This window comes from Kribbella caucasensis, from assembly GCF_004361855.1.
Taxonomy (GTDB): domain Bacteria; phylum Actinomycetota; class Actinomycetes; order Propionibacteriales; family Kribbellaceae; genus Kribbella; species Kribbella caucasensis.
Map to the genome: position 1 here is coordinate 75287 of NZ_SNWQ01000018.1, position 19681 is coordinate 94967.

Here is a 19681-nt window from a genome sequence, read left to right on the forward strand (position 1 = left end):
TGGTCAATCGAGCCGATGCCCGATCGCAGCCGCGCTACCTAGCTTCTTGGTAGATGCGCCGAACACCGGCGCCCGACTCGAGGAGTGAGTGACGATGGCTGGACGGGTTCAGGTTGCCATTTCGGCAGACGGCACCGAGATCGTCGGACGAGTCCGCGGACAGGGGCCGCCCTTGGTTCTGGTCCACGGAGGATGGGGCGACGGCGAGGTTGCCTACGAGGCGCTGGTGCCCCACCTCGCCGACCGCTTCACCTGCTACACGCCGAGCACACGCGGCCGCGGCCTGTCCGGCGACAGCCCGGACCACTCGGTGCACCGCCTGGTACAGGATGTCGTCGCGTTCATCGACACAATCGGTGAGGCGGTGTACCTGGTGGGCTGGTCGGGCATTGAGCCGCCGCTCGGTGCGGCGGCCCAGAGCAGTGCGGTGTCCGCCGTGGCCCTCTTCGAGGGCTACGTCCCGACCGTGGCGGAAGGTGACGACCTCGCCAGCCTTGGTGCAACCATCGAACGCACTGCTGCGGCAGCGGCCGACGGGCGCCTCGCCGACGCGGCTCGCGCCTTCGCGCCCTTCGTCCTGACCGGCGCGGACATTGCCGCCCTGGATGAGGACTTCTTCGAGCGATGGGGACGCAGCGTCCCGGCCATGCTCCAGTACTTCCAGCAAAACCTGTCAAGGGAGGGATCCCGGCCGTACGACCCCGACCAGCTTGCGAAGATCTCGGCACCGGTGGTCGCCCTGTGGAGCAGGGAGACGACCAGGAGCACCTTTGTCTCGAATTCGGCTCTGTACCTGGCCCAGCACGTCGCTGACGGACAGGTGCGTGAACTAGCCGGTGGCGGGCACTTTGCACCGCTGGCCGCACCTGAGCTCCTTGCCAAGGAGCTGATCTCCTTCTTCGAGTCAGTCAGGTAGGTACAGCACGCTTTATGTGCTCAGCTTGGCTACGTGTTCGATGAGGAGGGCGCGGAAGAGTTCGTTGTCCCGGAGGTCGGCACCGAACACGGTGTCGACCCCGAGCAGCGCGTCCACCACGGACTTGGGCTGAGCAGCACCCTGGAGTGATGCCTTCAGTCGCGCGGCCTGCGGGTCATCAAGGTGATCAACCCGTGCGACGTACACCATCCAGGCGGCGACCGCCAAAGACGCCAGCCGCGGTTCAGCCCCCGCCGCCAGCCGATCGCGCACGGTCCCCAGCATCCGGACCGGCAACTTCACCGATCCGTCCATCGCGACCTGCGCGGTCCGATGCTTGAGCGCCGGATTGGCGAACCGCTCCAGCACACTCTCCCCGTACGCCGCCAGATCCAGCCCCGTCGGCGGCGTCAGCGTCGGCACCACGTCCGCACTAATCAACTCCCGCGCCAACCCGGCGAGTTCCTCATCGCGCACGGTCTCCGCGATCGTATCGTATCCCCGCAGAGCCCCGAGATACGCAAGCATCGAGTGCGTCGCATTGAGCATCCTGAGCTTGGCCTGCTCCCACGGCGCCACATCGGCCGTGAACACCGCCCCGCCCCGCTCCCACGCCGGCCGCTCGGCAGCGAACTCGTCCTCGATCACCCACTGAATGAACGGCTCCGCCACCACCACCGCTTCATCCCGTACGCCGAGGAGCCGCGCGGCCTCGTCCCGATCGGTCTCGGTGGTCGCCGGCACGATGCGATCCACCATGCTCGCGGGGAACCTCGCAACCGCCAACTGCTCGGCCAGCCCCTTCAACGCCGGAGCCGCATGCTCCGCGGCGGCGTTCGCGTAGTCCTCCATCAGCCGCCGGAGAAACGGGCCATTGGCAACGAGGTTGTCGCAGGACACCACCGTGAGCGGCCCGGCTCCACTCGTCGCACGACCGGCCAGCCCGGCAGCGAGCTGACCCACCACGGTCCGCGGCGGCCGCCCGGTCAGATCCGCCCGGATCTCCGGATCGTCCAGGTCCAGACCTCCACCTCCACCACCAGCACTGCCACCGCTGCCACCGCTGCCACCACCGGCACCGGCACCGGCACCGGCACCGGCCGCGCGATAGCCCTTCTCCGTAACGGTGAGGGTGACCACTGCGACCCGCGGATCCGCGATCCGCGCGACCACCGCATCCGGCTCCTCCGGCGCGGTCAGCACCTCGCGGATGCTCCCGATCACCTCGATCGACGGATCACCTGACCCGCGCGTCAGGACGGAGTACAGGCCGTCCTGTGGCGCGAGCTGATCGCGAATGGTGGCCGACCGCTGACTCACCCCGATGATCCCCCACCGGGTGTCACCCGTGACCTGCGCGGCCCGCTCGGTGATGACAGCCTGGTGGGCCCGATGGAACGCGCCCAGCCCGAGATGCACGATGCCAACGGTCAGCTCGCCTGGATCGACCGCCGGCTTGATCGGCAGGTTGGTCAGGCTCAGTCGGGGATTCACCATTGCGTCCATCCTCGAGTCGGAAGAGAGGTCGGGTGGCAGGCAAAGTTCATCGGACCAACGGCCCCGTTGAGTCGTTCATCGGGCAGACCGGTGCAGTCGTTCATCGGGCCGCCACCCCCGTGGAGTCGCGGACCATCAGCTCGCCAGTCAGCGATCGATGGTTCGTCTTGGCTTCCGCACGCGCTCGATCCGGCTGGGAACCGGGCGAGTCGCCACCGGGCTCGGGCGTCGGCGCGACCGCCTCATCGAGCAGGCTGAGCAGCAACTCGACCGCAAGCCGGCCAGCCTGTTGCTTCGGGAGCCGGACGGTGGTCAGCGTCGGCCGCACCATCGTGGCCGCCTCGATGTCGTCGATACCAACCACACTGATGTCCGCCGGCACCGACAGGCCGCGCAGGTGCAGCCGACCGAGCAGACCGAACGCGACCAGGTCGTTGTACGCGATCACCGCGGTCGCACCGGTCGCGACGACCTGGTCCGCCGCTGCCATGCCACCGTCGTAGTACGGCGGGAAGTGCCCGACCTGGACCAGCTCGACACCTTGCGAGGCGGCGGCCGCGGCCAGCCCGCTCCCCCGCTGCTCGCTCGACCACGAGCTCACCGGACCACCGACCCACGCGATCCGCTGGTGGCCGAGGGCAACGAGATGCGCGACCGCCTGGCGCATCCCGTCCTGGTGGTCGAACACCACCGCCGGGATGTCGTCGAACAGGCGGTTGACCAGGACCACGGTGGTCTCGGCGGCGATCCGTTTCAGCTCGTCGGCATTCGCCCGGGGCGAACACAGGATCAGCCCGTCGACCTGCTTCGCCAGCGCGCGGACCAGGTTGATCTCGGCCAGGTCGTTCTCATCGGTATCCGCGACGAACACGGCCACGTCGGCCGCCCGGGCCCGCGACTGCACGCCCTTCACCACGCTCGGGAAGAAGGGATTGGCGAGATCGGGCAGGACCAGCCCGATGTTCCCGGTCCGGCCGGTGATGAGGCCACGGGCCGCCTTGTTCGGCGCATACCCGAGGCTGGCGGCCGCCGACTGGACCTTCGCCCTGGTGGTGGCGTTGACCAGGTCTGGCACGGACAGCGCGCGGGACACGGTCGACGTGGACACACCCGCCAGGCGGGCGACATCACGGATGGTCGCGGCCATGTCCACCTCCCGGGTCGAGATCGATGCGACGAGTCTGCAATCGGTTGTAGTCACATGTCAATTCAGGCCCGAGTTGCGCTGTGAGACAAGGACTGCAATCCTTTGTAGAGTCGTTGCAGCCGAGCCTTGGAGGAACGATGCCGAAGGCCCTTCAGCCCCACCCGGACCGCGCCCTGCCCGCCGGCGAAGCTCGCGATCTCGCGCGCCGTATCCACGAGTCGACCCGGTCCCTACCCCTGCTCTGCCTGCACGGACATGTCGATGCGAACCTCTTCGCCGCCGACGAGCCCTTCGGCAACCCGGCCGACCTGCTGGTGGTCCCCGATCACTACGTGACCCGGATGCTGATCTCCCAGGGCGTCGCACCAGACCGCCTCGGCCTCCCCCGCCGGGATGGCACGCGCACGGCGGAACCACGTGAGATCTGGCGCGAGTTCTGCTCCCATTGGCACCTGTTCCGGGGGACGCCAAGCCGTTACTGGCTCGAGCACGAGTTCGCCGAGGTGCTCGGTCTGACGGTGGCGCCGTCCGCCGAGACTGCCGACGACCTTTACGACGAGATCTCGGCGCGGCTGGCACAGCCGGAGTTCCGCCCACGCGCGTTGCTCGACACCTTCGGCATCGAGGTCATCTCCACGACCGACGCGGCGACCGACGACCTGGCCCCGCACGCGAAGGTCGGCGCAGATCTGCCCGGCCGGGTGATCCCGACCTTCCGCCCCGACGCGGTGGTTCACCTCGACCGGCCGGGTTGGGGCGACCTGATCGGCGAACTCGGCAGGCTCGCCGGCACCGACACCTCGTCGTACGCCGGTTATCTGGACGCATTGCGCAAGCGGCGGCAGGCGTTCCTGGCCGCAGGCGCTCGGGCGACCGATCACGGGCACTACAGCGCGGCGGCGATCCCGTTGGCCGATGCGGAGGCTGAGCGGATCTACGCGAGCGCGCTGAAGGGTGAGGTGACAACCGAGGACGCGGCCGCTTTCGCGGGTCACATGTTGTTCCAGATGGCCGCGATGTCGGCGGACGACGGCCTGGTGATGCAACTCCATCCCGGCGTACTGCGTGACCACCATGCCGGCATCCATGCGACGTACGGGCCGGATCAGGGGCACGACATCCCGGTGGCGACGGAGTTCACGCGTTCGCTGCGTCCGGTGCTGGAGCGATTCGGGTACTCGGAAGGGTTCCGGATGGTGTTGTTCACCGTCGACGAGACCACGTACTCGCGGGAGCTCGCGCCGCTGGCCGGGGTCTATCCGAGTGTGCGTCTCGGTGCGCCGTGGTGGTTCCTCGACAGTCCGGACGGGATGCGGCGGTTCCGTGAGCTGGTGACGGAGACGGCGGGCTTCTACAACACGTCCGGCTTCGTCGACGACACTCGCGCCTTCCTGTCGATCCCCGCGCGACACGACCTCGCCCGCCGGATCGACGCCGGCTACCTCGCGAACCTCGTCCTCGAACACCGCCTCGACGAGGACGACGCCTTCGAGGTCGCCACCGATCTCGCCTACAACCTCGCCAAGACCACCTACCTGACCTGACCCAACCGTTCGCTCAGGAGGTCACGAGGTAGTCGGCGAGGGCGTGAGCGGGCTCGACGGGATTACGCTTGATCGGCATCAGTCGGCTAGTGACGGGTCGGGCAGATGGCGGGTAATGGTGGCGCCGCGCAACGGCTTGCGCTCATCGTCGCCACGTCGGCGTACGAGGACGACGGGCTCGCTCAGCTCGTGTCGCCCGCGCACGACGCCGCCGCGCTGGCCGGTGTGCTGGCCGACCCGGCAATCGGCGGGTTTGCGGTGACTTCCGTCCTGGATGCTCCATCCGGGCAGATCTCCCAGACCATCGAGGACTTCGCGGCGGAACGCGACCGTGGTGATCTACTGCTGCTGTACCTGTCCTGCCACGGACTGAAGGACGAGCAAGGCCGGCTCTACTTCGCCGCGCGCGACACAAGGCGCGACCGGCTGCGGTCGACGGCAGTCCCGGCGGGGTTCGTCAATGACGTTCTGTTCGACTGCAGATCGCGCTGCAAGGTTCTGCTGCTGGACTGCTGTTATAGCGGCGCCTTCGCCAGGGGCCTGTCGGTCAAGGCCGACCCGTCCGTACATACCTCGGACCACTTCGACGCTCGCGGTCTGGTGGTGCTGACGGCATCCGATGCGACGCAGTACGCCTTCGAGGGGGACAACCTGGTCGGCCGCGCCACTCCGTCGATCTTCACCTCCAGCGTGACTCGTGGACTCCAGACCGGTGCCGCCGACATCGACGGTGATGGGCTGGTCTCGGTCGATGACATGTACGAGTACGCGCGTAGGCAGCTCGCCGAGCAACCTGGCCTGCAGACCCCGCGCAAGTGGGAGTTCGACGTGGCCGGCACGATCGTCCTGGCCAGATCCCCGGCGGCGACGGAGCCCACGAACCCGAAGGCACGGCCAGAGGTGCGTCCAGCGGGACTCCCGGTGGTTCTGGCTGCTGACCCAGTGGCTGCGGCGGCAGGATCGACTCGGGTTCGGGAGAGACAGTGGTGGTTGGGGGCGCTGCTGTTCCTCGTCACCGCAGTCGTTCTCAATGCGTTGCTGACGTGGTGGATTTTCGATTTCGTGTACTTCTTGGGCGTGACAGACACGCGGCCGTCCAAAAACACGGGACGGGTTGCCGGGGGCTTGGGCGGCGCCGTGTGGGCGGCCGCCTACGCCGTGGTGGACGCGGGTCGGAGCTCGCCAGCCCATTGGCACGACCTGCACCTGCGCTGGCTGGCCACCCTGCGGCACGTATTCCAGCCCTCTGGCTTGCGCGAGTTTCTGCGGGCGGTCTGCGCCGCAGTACCGCTGAATGTCGGACTTACAGTCCTGCTGTCCATCGGCGTCGGCGTCCTCGGATATCACTCCCTTGGCGGCTCGCAGGGTCGAGACAATCTCTTCCCCCTCACCTACATAGTGCTGACGGGACTTGCCGTCGGCATCTATCTGGTAGGCGAACAGCGCGGACGAAATCCCGGGCGTGAACCCCGGGATGGCCGTAGTCTTCGCGGGTGATCGAGCTGCCGTCTTCCTTCCTGGCGATGCCCCGATGGTGGAACGAGGGCGAGGAGTGGCTGACGGCGCTACCGATGGCCGCCCAGGAACAGTGCGAGCGGTGGGATCTGCGGCTGGACGGCGAGCTGGCGCACGGTTCGAACGCGATCGTCCTGCCGGTGCGTCGGCACGGTGAACCGCTGGCTCTGCGGATGTCGCCGCCCGGTCGGGATGTCACCGAACAGATCCACGCACTGCGTTGGTGGGATGGCCGCGGCATGGTGCGGCTACTGGAGGCCGACCCCGATCGCGGGGCGATGCTGCTCGAACGCCTCGGTAGTTCTCTGGCCGAGGTTCCGCTCGATGAAGCGGTTGGCATCCTGGGTGGTCTGATGCGTCGGCTGGCGGTTCCGGCGGACCCGATGTCCTTGTCCACCGCGGAGATCGTGACCGAACGCGGCGCGGAGTTGGAGCGGGACTGGGAAACGTCGGGACGTCCCTTCGACGTGGCGTGGCTGCGTGAGGTCGAACAACTCGTCCCCACCTTGGCGATCACCGATGGGAACTTGGCGGTCAACGGCGACATCCATGCGGACCAGGTACTCCGGGGTACTCGCGAGCCGTGGCTGGTGGTGGATCCCGTACTGCGTCGCGGCGATATCGAGTACGACCTGGCAAGGATTCTGTGGATGAGTGTCGATTTGGTGGCGACCGGCGACGAACTGGTCGAGCACTTCGGCACGCTGGTCGAGACGGCTGAACTCGATCGGGACCGCGCCCGGGACTGGGTCATGTTCCGCACCGTCGATTACTGGCTCTGGGGCCTGAACGCCGGATTGACCTACGACCCGGTCCGTTGCGATCGGGTCGTTCGTCTGTTCCTTTAGGTACATCTGCGAGAGGGCGGCGGGACGTGCGGGTGACGATGGCGAGCGTTGCGAAACGGGTTGGGAGGCAGCCTTCTCGGGGTCTTGTCACTCGTGCGGGATCGCAGTCTTTCGGCGGTGCTCGCTGACGCTATCGGGCAGGTGACGGACGAGCATCGGGACACCTGCGACGTCGCCAACGTCATCAGTCCGTCGGCGACCGTGGCCATCTTGCGTGTGTCCGACGGCCTCGTCGACTACCTGGTACTTGGTGACTCCACCCTCGTGCTCGACAGGACAGTCGGTACGCCGGTCGTCTCCGATCCCCGGGAGGTGCGCGGCGCGGTGGCGGCGGACGATGCGACGGTCGCGCACTGCACCGACCTTGGCGGGGCCTCGGGCTGAGGCGCTACGCCGCGCAGAACTCGTTGCCTTCGGGGTCTTGCATGACCCACCAGTGGCCGGCTGGTCCGTGGTCGAACTCGCGGACGCGGGTTGCGCCCAGGCCTTCCAGGCGCTCGACCAGGTTGTCCAGGCCGTCGGGTTCGCTGTGGATGTCGACGTGGAGGCGGTTCTTGCCGGACTTGCTCTCCGGTACGTCCTGGAACAACAGCCGTCGGCCGCGACCGACGCCGCTGGTCTGGTCGTACGGGTCCTCGGGGTGGCGGATCCCGGCGTAGCCACGGAAGATCTTGCGGCCGCCATGTTCGATGACCGCGTCCGCGCCGATGTGGCCGGCGGCGAGCAGTTGATCGATGAGCCCGCTGGGGTCTTCCACCTCGTACTCCAGGGCGGCGGCCCAGAAGTCCGCGAGGGCGGGCGCGTTCTTGGTGTCGATGACAAGTTTCCAACCCATGACCATGTAACCAGTTATATAAGTTACACGGGCGCCGTCGCAACCCGTCGGGTCTGCGGCGATCGTCGCGGGTGGGCTGGGTTGGTCATAGAGTTGGGCGACTTCGGCCGGGGTACTGCTTGGGGGTTGGATGCATCGCGGGACAGCTTCAGCGGGTGTTGTGCGAGCGGTCGCTGGAGGGTGGACAGGTCGGCGCGTGGTTGGCCGGCGGCGGGTTGTCGGTCGAGGCCGGATGGTTGGCCGGCGGCGGGTTGTTGGTCGGGGGTGGGGTGCGGTCGCTGGGGTGTTGGTGGTGGTTTTGGTGGCGGGCTGTAGTGGTGGGGAGCGGGCTGCTGAGGGTGATGGGGCCGGAGGTGGCGTGGTTGGGGTGCCTACGGCTCCGCCGGTGGCGGCGGGGGTTGAGTTGGGGGCGACTGGGTCTTCTACGGTTTCGGGGTGTGAGGGTGTGGGGATTGCGGCGGGGCAGGATCCCCAGGGGGTGATCGATGCGCATTCGGAGGGGACGACGTTCTGCTTCGGCGAGGGGGTGCATCGGATCGGGCGTGCGATTCGGCCGACCAAGGGGTCCACGTTGGCCAGTGGTGAGGGGGCTGTGCTCAGTGGGGCGGTTGCGCTGACGGGGTGGGTGCGGGATGGCGGGTTGTGGGTGGTTCGCGGGGTGCTGCCGGCGGCGTACAAGTTGAAGGGGCAATGCGAGGATCTGGCGACGAAGCCGTGTCAGGTGGGTGAGCAGGTGTTTGCTGATGGCAAGCATCTGACCCGGGTGATGTCGCGGGACGCAGTGCGGGCTGGGACGTTCTTCGGGGATTATGCGGCGAATGCGGTGTACGTCGCTGACGATCCGCGCGGAAGCCGGCTGGAGATGTCCAGGACGAACACGGCGATCGAAGTGTCTGCGTCTGATGTCACCGTTCGGGGGTTGACCATTGAGCACTTCGCGAGCAAGCCGCAGGGTGGGGCATTGCAGGTTGGGCATGGGTGGAAGGTGAGCGGGAACGACGTTCGCTGGAACCACGCCGTCGGGATCATGGTCATCGACGGGGACGGGGCCGAGGTACGGCGTAACACCGTTGCGGACAACGGGCAGCTCGGGATCGGGCAGTACCGGTCGGCGGGGGTGCGGATCGTGGAGAACCTGGTGACCCGGAACAACACCGACGGGTTCTGGATCGCCGACTGGGAGTCCGGTGGGATCAAGTCGACACGATCGTCCGGCGAGGTGTCCGGGAACGACATCGTGGCGAATCGCGGGATCGGGATGTGGAGCGATATCGCTGAGTACGACCGGAGGATCGTGGCGAACCGGATCCGGGACAACGCGGCGGACGGGATCCGGTACGAGATCAGTTACCAGGCGACGATCGAGCAGAACGTGGTCGAGGGCAACGGGTTCGGGACCGGTCGTGGGTCCGGGCCGAGCCTGTGGGACGGCGGCGGGATCAACGTGAACACGTCGGCCGGGGTACGGGTGGTCGGCAATCTGGTCCGTGGGAATCGGAACGGGATCTCGATCCAGTCGCGGACGCGGGGTGAGGGGCCGCGGGGGCGTTATGTACTGCGGGACGTCGTGGTCGAGGGCAACCAGGTGATGATGGACGGTGGGACCGCGAGCACAGGGGTGGTGGAGAACAAGGGGTCTCCCACCGGGGAGGGGTCGGTCGACTTCCGTCGCAACAGCTATCGGATCGGTGATCGGTCGGCGCAGCGGTTCGCGTTCAAGGGCGCGACGCTCACGTGGGCCGAGTGGCAGGCAGCCGGCTTCGACGCCGACAGCGTCAGCAGCTGAACCCAGTACTAGCCGGGTTAGGGGCCGCCTAGCCAGGAGAGGCCGGGTGGTGGCCCGATACGGCGTGCGGTGCTCGGGTCATACGGTTCGCGCGAGGCGCTCGGTTCGTCCGGGTCGCGCGGCGGGTTGGGGTCGTCCGGGCCGGGTGCAGCGCAGTCCGGGCCGGGTGCAGCGCTGTCCGGGTCGGGTGCAGCGCTGTCCGGGTCGGGTGCAGCGTTGTGCGGGTCGGTGGCCGGGGCGGGGTGGGTGTTGCTGGGGTGCTGGTCGGTGGGGGCTTCGATTGCGGGGAACCAGGCGGTTGGGGGTTCGTCCGCTGGCTGGCGGGGCGTGGGGCTGGGAGCCGGCTGGTCCGAGGGCGGCTCGTCGCCGGCGAAGGGCGACGAGGGGTGTGACGGCGAGGGCGGCGTTGGGTCGCTGGTTGCGGGGAACCAGGCGGTTGCGTTGTCGTCGGCGGGGGGTGGTTCGGCGTCGCGAGGACCGGCCGGCGCGGCAGACGGCCGCGTGGCAGACGACCGCGTGGCTGAGGGCGGGGTGGTGGAGGGCGGAGTGGTGGGGAATGTGGGGAGGAAGCGGGGTGGCGGCTTGGGGTCGTGGGGTTTGGGTCTGGGTCTGAGGCGGTCGGAGTCGCAGATGGCGGCGGCTACCAGGAGGTGCAGGGTCATGGAGCTCAGGTCGGAGAGGCCACTTTCGTTCAGGGAGGCGGCGGTTACATAGCCCAAAAGGAGGGCGCCGCAGGCTTTGACGTACGGGGTGGGGGCGCGCAGGACCGAGATCCAGGCGACGATCATGGCGATGGCGACGATGGTGACGGCTAGCAGGCCGGTCTCCCAGTAGAGGCCGAGCCAGCTGTTGTCGATCGCCATCACGTCGATGTCGCCCTCGCCGCGGCGGAGCAGGACGCGCTTGTTGCCGAGTCCGTGGCCGATGATGGCGGTCTGGAGGGAGACGTCCTCGTCGACGACCGCCCGCCAACTGGTGGTGCGGCCGCTGAGTGAACTGATCTGCTGGGTGCCCTGACCGCGGAGCAACCAGGTGTGCAGGGTGGGCACGGTCATGAAGAGCAGGCCTGCCAGCCCTGGTACGCCGAGGGCGAGGAACCGGCCGAACCAGGTCTTGCGGGTGAGCAGCAGCGCCAGGAACAGGCCGAAGCCGATCGCGGCGGCGGCGGTCCGGGTGCGGCTGAGGGTGATCAAGGTCAGGCCGAGGCCGATGAACGCGGCGGCGGGGATGACGGCGAGCTTGCGGGCGAGCAGGGCGAGGATCGCGAGGCCGAGCAGGATCGCGCCGACCTCGCCGACCCGGGGCGGCAGCATCGGGATGATGACGCCCTGCAGCCGGAAGCCGGCGCCGAACGAGCTGAGTGGGCGCCACGCCTGGCTCGGGGCATAGCCGACACTCAGCACGACGGTTGCCGCGAGCAACAGATGGGCCCAGAGATGGGCCCGGATCAGTCGTTCCGGGGTCTGCATCAGCGGTCGCCACAGCATGAAGAGCAGCACCAGGCAGAGCAGCAGGCGGGCCAGCCGGAGCAGCGGGCCGAGCGGGTCGGCGAGGAGGAAGCAGGTCGCCGTGGCGAAGAGGACGTAGATGACGTACAGCAACGTGGTCGGGCTGATCCGGGTGCGGAATCCCGGTTTGGTGGCGGCGAGGACGACCAGGAAGATCGCGCCGAGGAGGGCGCCCTTCAGCACGCTGTTGGTCGAGCCGGTCGTCCCCTGCGGAGAGGCGACGCGGGAGGACCAGGGCTGGACACCGAGCACCAGCAGGCACCAGAGCATCAGCCAGAACCAGGCCGGCTTCTCGCTCGGCCGCTCCGCCTCGGTCGTCCCCGGCACCGATGGCGCGGTCAACACAGACCCGGCCATCGTCAGCGGATCGGGGGTGGTGGTGCGTGGAGCGGTTCGGGCGCGACGATGTTGACCGGGATGCCCAGGGTTTCGTCGTGCTGGGAGGCGCCGATCAGTACTACGCCAAGGACGGGCGCACCGGCGAACGCGAGAGCACCCGTGAGGCGGGTGACGTCCATGTCCTTGTCGTGTCCGACCTGGACCACCAGGATCGACGCGTCGACCGCTGCCGCGAGTGGGGTGATCCCGTGCCGGCCGACCGAGGCGGGACCGTGGATGACGACCGAGTACCCCGGCGGGAAGTCCGCCACGATGCCCGGGACCAGCGACGGGCCGACGGCAACCGCGGTCTCCTCCTGGTTCAGCCCGGGCGGCAGGACGTACAGGTCAGCCACCGTGCCAGGGCGGAGCAGCTTGCGGGCCCGGGCCGCGCGGGTCGCGGGCGGTTCGACGACGAGATCGGTCAGGCCCTCGTAGTCGTCGACCTGGGAGAGAACCGGGCTGCCCAGCAGGTCCGCGAGGATCATCACCGTCTCCCGGCCGTCCCGCGCGCTCGCCTCGGCCATCGCCAGGGCGATACCGGCCGAGTTCGGTGTCGGCGAGGCGGACACGACCAGCAGCGCTCCCCCGCTGGCCGCGATACCGCGCGGGTTGAGCTCGCGGCGGGCCAGTGCGCCACTGGCCTCGGCGCCGAGCGCGGTCAGTTCGTACAGCGGCAGTTGCGGAGCGGCGCGGCGGCCGAAGCGGCGGCGGCCGACGGAGGCGGTGATGACCGGTGCGCCGGCTGCCTTGGCGGCCTGGTCGCGGGTCAGGACGTACGGGCTCAGATGGGTGCTGAGCAGCGCCAGGCCGAAGCCCATCACAAGGCCGAGGATCGCGCCGACCAAGATGTCCCGGGCGACCTTGGGCGACGACATGGCCGTGTCCGAGGTGGCCGGTGAGACGAGTTGGCTGCTCGAACCGACACCGGACAGCGCCTTGCGCATCGCGGAGGCGTCGTCGGCGGCCTGCCGGGCCTCGGTCGCCAGCCCGACCCGCTGGTCGCGCAGGGCTGCCGCGGTCTGGGTGTCGCCTCGCGCGACTGCCTCCGAGATCTGGCTGACCAGGCTCTTCGACTGGGCCGTCGCGGTTCGGGATCTGTCCTGTGCCTGCCCGGCCAATGTGGTGAGCAGCGCCTTCGCCTCGTTGCTCCGCTGGGTCAGGTAGATGCTCGAGATCGCGTTGGCCCGGCGTACCGCCTCCGAAGCGGTCGGGCCGTCGGTGGTGACCAGGTACGCGTTGTCGGTGACGGCCTTGACCCGGGTCGCGGTGGCGAGCTCCTGGACCGAGTCGTCGTCGGTCGGCAGGTCGAGCGACTTGGCAACCTCGCGGAGCAGGGTCGGACTGGACATCACCCGCGCCTGCGTCTCGGCCGGCAGGTCCATCCCGAGCGGGCCGGTCTTGTCGGTGCCGCTGGGCAGCTTGCCGACCAGAGCCGGTGGTACGGCGGGACCGATGACGACCTGGCTCGAGGCGGTCCAGCGCGTGGTCTGGGAGAGGGAGTAGAAGGATGCCCCGACGATGCCGAGCAGGATGCAGCCGACGATCAGCCACTTGTGCCGCAGCAGGGACTGGGCGGTGTCCCGCCAGACCACTGTTCCCGGTTCCATCCGGTCCCCCTTACCGGAGTACCTGTGCGTGATCACTTGCGGTGACCGACTTCTTACCGGAGCACAGGATATCCTCTGCTCCGGGGTCACGGGGTATCAGTGCAAAACCATGGGTGGGGGACATCGCAAGATGAAGAAGACTAGCCAGTTCGCACGCCTTGCAGCAGTGGGCGTCCTACTGACCAGCCTGCTGGCGCCGACGCCGGCACAGAGCATCAGTGCATCGCTGTCGGCCGCCGACAGTCCGGTGTGGCAGACCAACGGCAGCGTCCAGGGCCTGGCCGTCGCGGCGGGCGCGGCGTACGCCGGTGGCCGCTTCACCAGTGTCCGGCCGCCAGGCTCGCCGCAGGGCAGCAACGAGGTCGGTCAGGCCTACCTGGCCGCCTTCGACGCGAGCAGCGGCGACCTCATCTCCTCGTTCACTCCGGCCCTCGACGGACAGGTGTACGCCGTCGCCGCGTCGCCGGACGGGTCCCGCGTCTTCGTCGGTGGCGACTTCACCACCGTCAACGGCGTCACCCGCAACCGGATCGCCGCCTTCGACACCGCCACCGGTGCGCTTGTGGCGGACTGGAAACCGTCGGTCTCCTACCGGGTCAAGACGATCGCCGTCTCCCCCGACGGCGGCACCGTGTACTTCGGCGGCTCGTTCGGCCTCGTGAACGGAACCAGCCGTCCCCGGCTCGCCGCGGTCAGCGCCGACCTCGGCACGTTGTTGCCCTGGGCACCGGCCACCGACGGCGACGTGTACGCCGTGGACGTGGCCGACGACGGCTCGAAGGTGTACGCCGGCGGTCAGTTCAGCACCGTCAACGGCATCAGCCAGAACACGGTCTCCAGCCTCGACCCGGTCACCGGCACGGTGCTGCCGTTCCCGGCCGCCTCGGCGGTCCCCACCTCCTGCGTGAGCCGGGTCAAGGCGATCGACGCCAGCGGCGACAAGGTGTACTTCGGCAACGGCGGTGACGGGTCCGGTTGTTTCGACGGCACCTGGGCCGCGGACATCTCGACCGGCGAGCTGGACTGGAAGAACGAGTGCCTCGGCGCCACCGAGGCCGTCAAGGTGGTCAACGGCTGGCTCTACAAGGGCTCGCACGCACACGACTGCGCGTACAACGGCGCGGGCGGGTTCCCGCAGGGCTTCGGCTACCGGTTCCTGCTCAGCCAGTCGCCGACCGACGGCAAGCTAGGCCCGTGGTTCCCGAACACCAACGCCGGTCCGCCCACCGAGGTCGGTCCGCTCGCGTTCGCGACCGGCGGCTCGGACCTGTGGGTCGGTGGCGACTTCACCACCACCAACGGCGTCGGACAGCAGGGCCTGGCCCACTTCACCAATGCGGGCCCGGGTGCCGGCCCGGCCAAACCGGCCAAGCTGCTGCCGTTCAGCGTGCAGCCGGGCGTCGTACAGGTCCACTTCCCCACCGTTGTGGACAACGACGACAGCACGCTGACCTACCGGCTGCTCAAGGGATTCAGCAACACCACAATCGCCACGTGGTCGGCCACGTCGACACCGTGGTACCGGCCCTGGTTGCACTACACCGACACCAACGTGTCCCCGGGTGAGGTGACGAACTACCGGGTCGAGGTCACCGACGGCAGTACTACGTTGCGCGGCAACTACTCCGACCCCGTCACGGTGGCGAGCACCCCGGTCACGGCGTACGAGCAGCTCATCGGTTCGGACGGACCACAGGCATACTGGCGGCTCGGTGAACCCCTGGGCACCACCACTTCCGTCGACACGTCCGGGCAGAGCAACAACGGCACGTACACCGGGATGACGCTCGGCACGTCCGGCGCGATCGCCGGGAACACCGCGGCCACCACCAGCTCGAGCAGCGGCCGGATGGTCGGCGAGAAGGCGTACAGCTTCCCGCAGGAGTTCACCGTCGAGGCCTGGGTCAAGCAGAGCTTCCTGCGCGGCGGCCGGATCATCGGCTTCGGCAACTCACGCACCGGTAACAGCGGAGGAGGTGGCGACCGGATGCTCTACCTGCGCAGCAACGGCACCATCACGTTCGGCGTGAACGACGGCAGCCGGCGCACGATCAGCAGCTCGTCGGGCTACAACAACAGCCAGTGGCATCACGTCGTCGGCACCTACGAGAACGGTTCCATGAAGCTGTACGTCGACGGCGAGCTGGCCGGCAGCCAGACGATCGGAACGGCCGCCCTGTACTACGGCTGGTGGCGGGTCGGGTACGACAACACCGGCAGTTGGTCCGGTGGTGGAGCGAGTCAGACCGGAATGGTCATCGACGAGGCCGCGGTGTATCCGTACGCACTCGGCGCCGACCGGATCCTCGCGCACTACCAAGCACGCTGAGCGGACGGTCAGGCGGTAATAGCACAACGTCATAACGCTGCGGCGAGATCGGGTTCCTGTGGCACCCACGCAACGCTAGATTCGCGCGTGCCACAAAGCCCGCCCGCTGAGTCCTGAGGAAGTTGATGAAGAAGCTTGTTCTGATCGGAGTCACCGTCGTAGCCGTTGTCGCTGCGGCGTTGATTCGCCCCGGAGCGCCGGTTGAGGCGGCCGCGCCCGGGTACGGTTCCGCTGTTTCGGCGGTCAAACAGAATTCATGGCAGACGAACAAGCCGGTGAACGCGCTCGCGATCGCCGGCGGCAGCGTCTTTGTGGGGGGACTCTTCACCCGGGTCCGGCCGCCGGGCAAACCGGCCGGTCAAGGTGAGGCGGTCCGCACGTACCTGGCCGCCTTCAGCCGGACCACCGGCAACGCGACCAGCTTCGCGCCGACCCTGAACGGCGCTGTCTGGAGTATCGCGCCCAGCCTGGACGGCAAGTGGATCGTCGTCGGCGGCGACTTCACCACCGTGAACGGCAAGCCGCGGCACCGGATCGCGATGTTCAACGCCGCCACCGGCGCACTGGCCAGCTTCGCGCCGTCGGTCAGCTACCGGGTCAAGGCGGTTGCGATCTACGGCAACAGCGTCTTCTTCGGCGGTTCGTTCGGCAAGGTGTCCGGCATCGTCCGGAACCGGCTGGCGGCCGTGACGCTGAACGGCGGCGCGCTGATGCCGTGGAACCCGAACGCCAACAACGAGGTCTACGCGATCGACGTCGCCGACAACGGCACGAAGGTGTACGCCGGGGGTCCGTTCACCACCGTTCGCGGCCAGGCCCACAACACCCTCGTTGCCCTGAACAACTCCACCGGCATCCCCTACGCGATGCCCGCGGAGTCGGCGATTCCCAAGCCGACCGCGGTCTGCACCACCCGGGTGAAGGACATCGACACCTACGGCTCGAAGGTGTTCGTGTCCAATGGCGGCGACGGCACGGGCTGCTACGACGGCATCCTGGCCGCCGACGTGGCCACCGGGAAGCTGCTCTGGCAGAGCAAGTGCCTGGGCGCGACCGAGGCGATCAAGGCGATCGGCAACTGGCTCTACAAGGGTTCGCACGCGCACGACTGCAGCGCCGACGACCCTGGCTACTTCGAGGACGGCTCCGGCACCCACTACCTGCTGGTGCACAGCGGGGTGACCGGCAAGCTCGGTCCGTGGTTCCCGAACACCGACGCGGACCCGAACAGCAGCACCAAGGTCGGTCCGCTGGCGATGGCCGCCAGCCCGACGGAGCTGTGGGTCGGCGGTGACTTCCTCAAGGTCAACGGGGTCGCCCAGCAGGGTGTCGGCCGGTTCACCAACGCCTCCCCCGGTGCGAAGGCTCCGGCTCCGGCGGCGCCGCTGTCGAACAGCCCGGTGACGGGGAAGGTCGGCCTGTCCTTCAAGACGGTCGTCGATCCGGACAACATCACGCTGACCTACAAGCTCTACGAGGGCACCCGGCTGGTCGGTCAGTGGAACCGGAACACCTACTCCTGGCAGGACCCGCAGCAGGTGACCTACACCGACTCGGGCGCGACGAGCGGCCAGTCGGTCACCTACCGCGTGGAGGTCCTCGACGGTGCCAGCGTGGTGAAGTCGGCCAACTCCACCCCCATCACCGTCAAGTAACCCCTCCAACCCCTTCTTGCGTCCGAAGAACCGAGCGCTACAGGCCGCGGTTCTTCGGACGCAAGTGCGTTCAGGGGCGGTGAGCGGCGAGGGCGCGGTGGGCTTGGTACCACCAGAGCAGCAAGGTGCAGAAGGCGGCAGCCGCCAATCCCCAGGCGGCACCCTCCGCGCCGCCCAGCGCGGCACCTGTACTGGCCGCCGTGATCAGGATGACCGACGAGGTCAGGCGGACCCACAGCCCACGCGAAGCGGCCGCCAGCGCACGCAGAATGGCGAAGGCGCCCGCGTTCGAGGCACCAAATGCTTGCAACAGGATGACCGGGATCATCACGGCATGCGCCTCGGCCCAGACACCCGGCCCAAGCAACTCCCGGCCGACGACATCGGGCAGCAGCAAGAACACTGCACCCCAGGCCAGCGCCCCCGCGCCGACGCCGAACGAGACCACCAGCCCGACCCGCCACAACCGCCGGTACGAATGCTGCAACGCGCGCGCAGCCTCCGGTACGGCGAACGCGCGGATCCCCTGGTTGAGTACGTTCACCGGACCCAGCAAGACCTGCGCGCCCCGGATCCCTGAGACAGCCGCAATCCCGGCGAGCCCGGTGATCGCGAGCATGTAGACCTGGATCGTTCCGCTCACGGCGAGCATCTCCCCGACGTACTTCGGGGTCAGGTCCCGATGCGCCCGCAGCCACTCCCGGACCAACTGGAACCGCGGAGACACCCCCGCCTGGAACCGCCCGGCCACGGCCGCCACGACAGCGCCAAGCCCCCAGCACAGGGTCAACGAGAAGGCCGTTGCCGAGCCGGTCAGATACAGCCCGGCGAAGAGCACGCCCATCGCCAGCAACCAGATCAGGTCGTTGACGAAGGCGCGCCGCCCGTCCCCGACGACGAAGAACGCCCACCGCCAGGCGTCCTGCAGCAACAACCCCGGCATGGTCACGGCGAACGCGATGACAACCGTCCTGGACGGCACCCCCGGAAACGCCGCGATCCCCAGCCCGATGAGCAACGCGACCACACCGGCCACGAGTGCGGTCGCAGTACTGGCTCTGACCGCGCGTTCCCACGATGGGCTGCGCCTGCCGGAGTGCCGGACACTCATGGGTTCGGTGGCGAGGGCACGGGAGACGTTCAGGGCGATCGTGTAGCCGCCGAAGGCGAGTGCGTAGACGCCGAAATCGGCCACGCTGCCGCTGCGCGCGACCAGGACGCCGACGGCGAGATTGCTGAGGCTGGACAGGCCCTGGTCGGCCAGCCCCCACCCAGCCCGGCTCGCCGGTCCGGCAAATCTCCTGAGCTTCAAGAAACTGGTCTGGGCGGCCGCCGCAGGATCCCGGCGCCGAACCGCGGAATGCCCAGCACGTAGCGCCGCCAGAGCCGGCGGGGTTCCTTGGCGAGCCGGTAGCTCCACTCCAGGCCGGACCGCTGCATCCACAGCGGCGCCCGGTCGACCCTGCCGGTGTGGAAGTCGAACGCGGCGCCGACCCCGATCAGGATCGCGGCGTCCAGCCGCTCCCGGTGCTCGGCCATCCAGCGCTCCTGTTTCGGCGCGCCCAGACCGACCCAGACGATGTCCGGTTTCGCCTCGTTGATCCGGTCGACGATCTCGGCATCCTCCTGCGCCGACAGCTCCCGGTACGGCGGGCAGTGGACACCCGCGACCTCGAGCTCCGGGTGTCGCGCGACGAAGGTCTCCCGCAACTGCTCGGCCACGCCGTCGGCACCGCCGTAGAAGTACTGCGACCAACCGCGCTCGGCCGCCTCCGCCATCACCCGTTCGAGCAGATCCGGTCCGCAGACCCGGGCCATCCGGTCGAACCCGGCCTTCCTCCCGGCCCACACCAACGGCATCCCGTCGGGCAGGGTCATCCCGGACGTGTTGTAGAGCTCCGTGAGCCGCTCGTCGGCCCGGGCCTGCAGCAGCGCGTTCATGTCCGAGACGCACACCAGCTGCCGGTCACCGCCCGCGATCCACCGGTCGAACGTCTCGACCGTGTCGTCCATATCGGTGACGCTGACGTGGATCCCCAGCACGTCGACCCGCGCATGCCGACCCGCCGAGGTCCTCGCAACGGTCCTGGGGCCGGTCAGTTCCGCAGTCATC

Annotated in this window: 15 protein-coding genes; 8 read left to right on the forward strand and 7 right to left on the reverse strand. The window is 68.6% G+C overall.

The annotated features are described in order from the left end of the window. The first annotated feature begins 94 nt into the window (after positions 1-94). Positions 95-916 carry an alpha/beta fold hydrolase gene (locus EV643_RS31135; protein ID WP_133803750.1) on the forward strand — a complete coding sequence of 274 codons (822 nt, stop codon included), beginning with the start codon at positions 95-97 and terminating at the stop codon, positions 914-916. A 12-nt stretch (positions 917-928) separates the two neighbouring features. On the opposite strand, the gene EV643_RS31140 is transcribed toward EV643_RS31135, so the two are convergent. Together EV643_RS31140 and EV643_RS31145 are read right to left on the reverse strand one after the other, a co-directional pair. Beyond that, positions 929-2413: a mannitol dehydrogenase family protein gene (locus EV643_RS31140; protein ID WP_133803751.1), complete on the reverse strand. Its 1485-nt coding sequence runs from the start codon at positions 2411-2413 to the stop codon at positions 929-931. A 100-nt stretch (positions 2414-2513) separates the two neighbouring features. Further along, entirely contained in the window at positions 2514-3560 is a 1047-nt protein-coding gene (locus EV643_RS31145; protein WP_133803752.1) for a LacI family DNA-binding transcriptional regulator, read from the reverse strand. A gap of 137 nt (positions 3561-3697) precedes the next feature. On the opposite strand from EV643_RS31145, the gene uxaC reads away from it, so the two are divergent. From uxaC to EV643_RS31165, 4 genes are all read left to right on the forward strand, one after another. Continuing rightward, positions 3698-5104: a glucuronate isomerase gene (uxaC, locus tag EV643_RS31150; protein ID WP_133803753.1), complete on the forward strand. Its 1407-nt coding sequence runs from the start codon at positions 3698-3700 to the stop codon at positions 5102-5104. A gap of 105 nt (positions 5105-5209) precedes the next feature. Further along, on the forward strand, positions 5210-6601 hold the full coding sequence (locus EV643_RS31155; protein ID WP_133803754.1) for a caspase family protein: 1392 nt from the start codon (positions 5210-5212) through the stop codon (positions 6599-6601). Further along, positions 6598-7467 (forward strand): aminoglycoside phosphotransferase family protein, encoded by an 870-nt coding sequence (locus EV643_RS31160; protein WP_133803755.1) that lies wholly within the window; start codon positions 6598-6600, stop codon positions 7465-7467. Before EV643_RS31155 ends, EV643_RS31160 begins: the two co-directional genes overlap by 4 nt. Positions 7468-7584: 117 nt before the next feature. Further along, entirely contained in the window at positions 7585-7851 is a 267-nt protein-coding gene (locus EV643_RS31165) for a hypothetical protein (RefSeq protein ID WP_133803756.1), read from the forward strand. A 4-nt stretch (positions 7852-7855) separates the two neighbouring features. Here EV643_RS31165 and EV643_RS31170 read toward each other — a convergent pair whose 3' ends face one another. Beyond that, entirely contained in the window at positions 7856-8302 is a 447-nt protein-coding gene (locus EV643_RS31170) for a VOC family protein (RefSeq protein WP_238165913.1), read from the reverse strand. A gap of 478 nt (positions 8303-8780) precedes the next feature. Here EV643_RS31170 and EV643_RS31175 point away from each other — a divergent pair, with 478 nt between their 5' ends. Continuing rightward, complete coding sequence (locus tag EV643_RS31175) at positions 8781-10088, forward strand: right-handed parallel beta-helix repeat-containing protein (RefSeq protein WP_238165914.1); 1308 nt, start codon at positions 8781-8783, stop codon at positions 10086-10088. Positions 10089-10105: 17 nt separating this feature from the next. On the opposite strand, the gene EV643_RS46010 is transcribed toward EV643_RS31175, so the two are convergent. After that, the gene (locus EV643_RS46010; RefSeq protein WP_238165915.1) at positions 10106-11953 is read right to left on the reverse strand and encodes a hypothetical protein; all 1848 of its coding nucleotides are present in this window, start codon (positions 11951-11953) and stop codon (positions 10106-10108) included. 2 nt (positions 11954-11955) lie between these two features. Continuing rightward, on the reverse strand, positions 11956-13584 hold the full coding sequence (locus EV643_RS31185) for a Wzz/FepE/Etk N-terminal domain-containing protein (RefSeq protein ID WP_133803759.1): 1629 nt from the start codon (positions 13582-13584) through the stop codon (positions 11956-11958). Positions 13585-13714: 130 nt separating this feature from the next. Here EV643_RS31185 and EV643_RS31190 point away from each other — a divergent pair, with 130 nt between their 5' ends. Next, positions 13715-15913 carry a LamG-like jellyroll fold domain-containing protein gene (locus EV643_RS31190; protein WP_133803760.1) on the forward strand — a complete coding sequence of 733 codons (2199 nt, stop codon included), beginning with the start codon at positions 13715-13717 and terminating at the stop codon, positions 15911-15913. 125 nt (positions 15914-16038) lie between these two features. Further along, the gene (locus EV643_RS31195; RefSeq protein WP_133803761.1) at positions 16039-17568 is read left to right on the forward strand and encodes a fibronectin type III domain-containing protein; all 1530 of its coding nucleotides are present in this window, start codon (positions 16039-16041) and stop codon (positions 17566-17568) included. A gap of 70 nt (positions 17569-17638) precedes the next feature. On the opposite strand, the gene EV643_RS31200 is transcribed toward EV643_RS31195, so the two are convergent. Next, entirely contained in the window at positions 17639-18880 is a 1242-nt protein-coding gene (locus EV643_RS31200; protein WP_133803762.1) for an MATE family efflux transporter, read from the reverse strand. Next, positions 18877-19680: a WecB/TagA/CpsF family glycosyltransferase gene (locus tag EV643_RS31205; RefSeq protein WP_133803763.1), complete on the reverse strand. Its 804-nt coding sequence runs from the start codon at positions 19678-19680 to the stop codon at positions 18877-18879. Before EV643_RS31205 ends, EV643_RS31200 begins: the two co-directional genes overlap by 4 nt. Between the last annotated feature and the right edge of the window lies 1 nt (position 19681).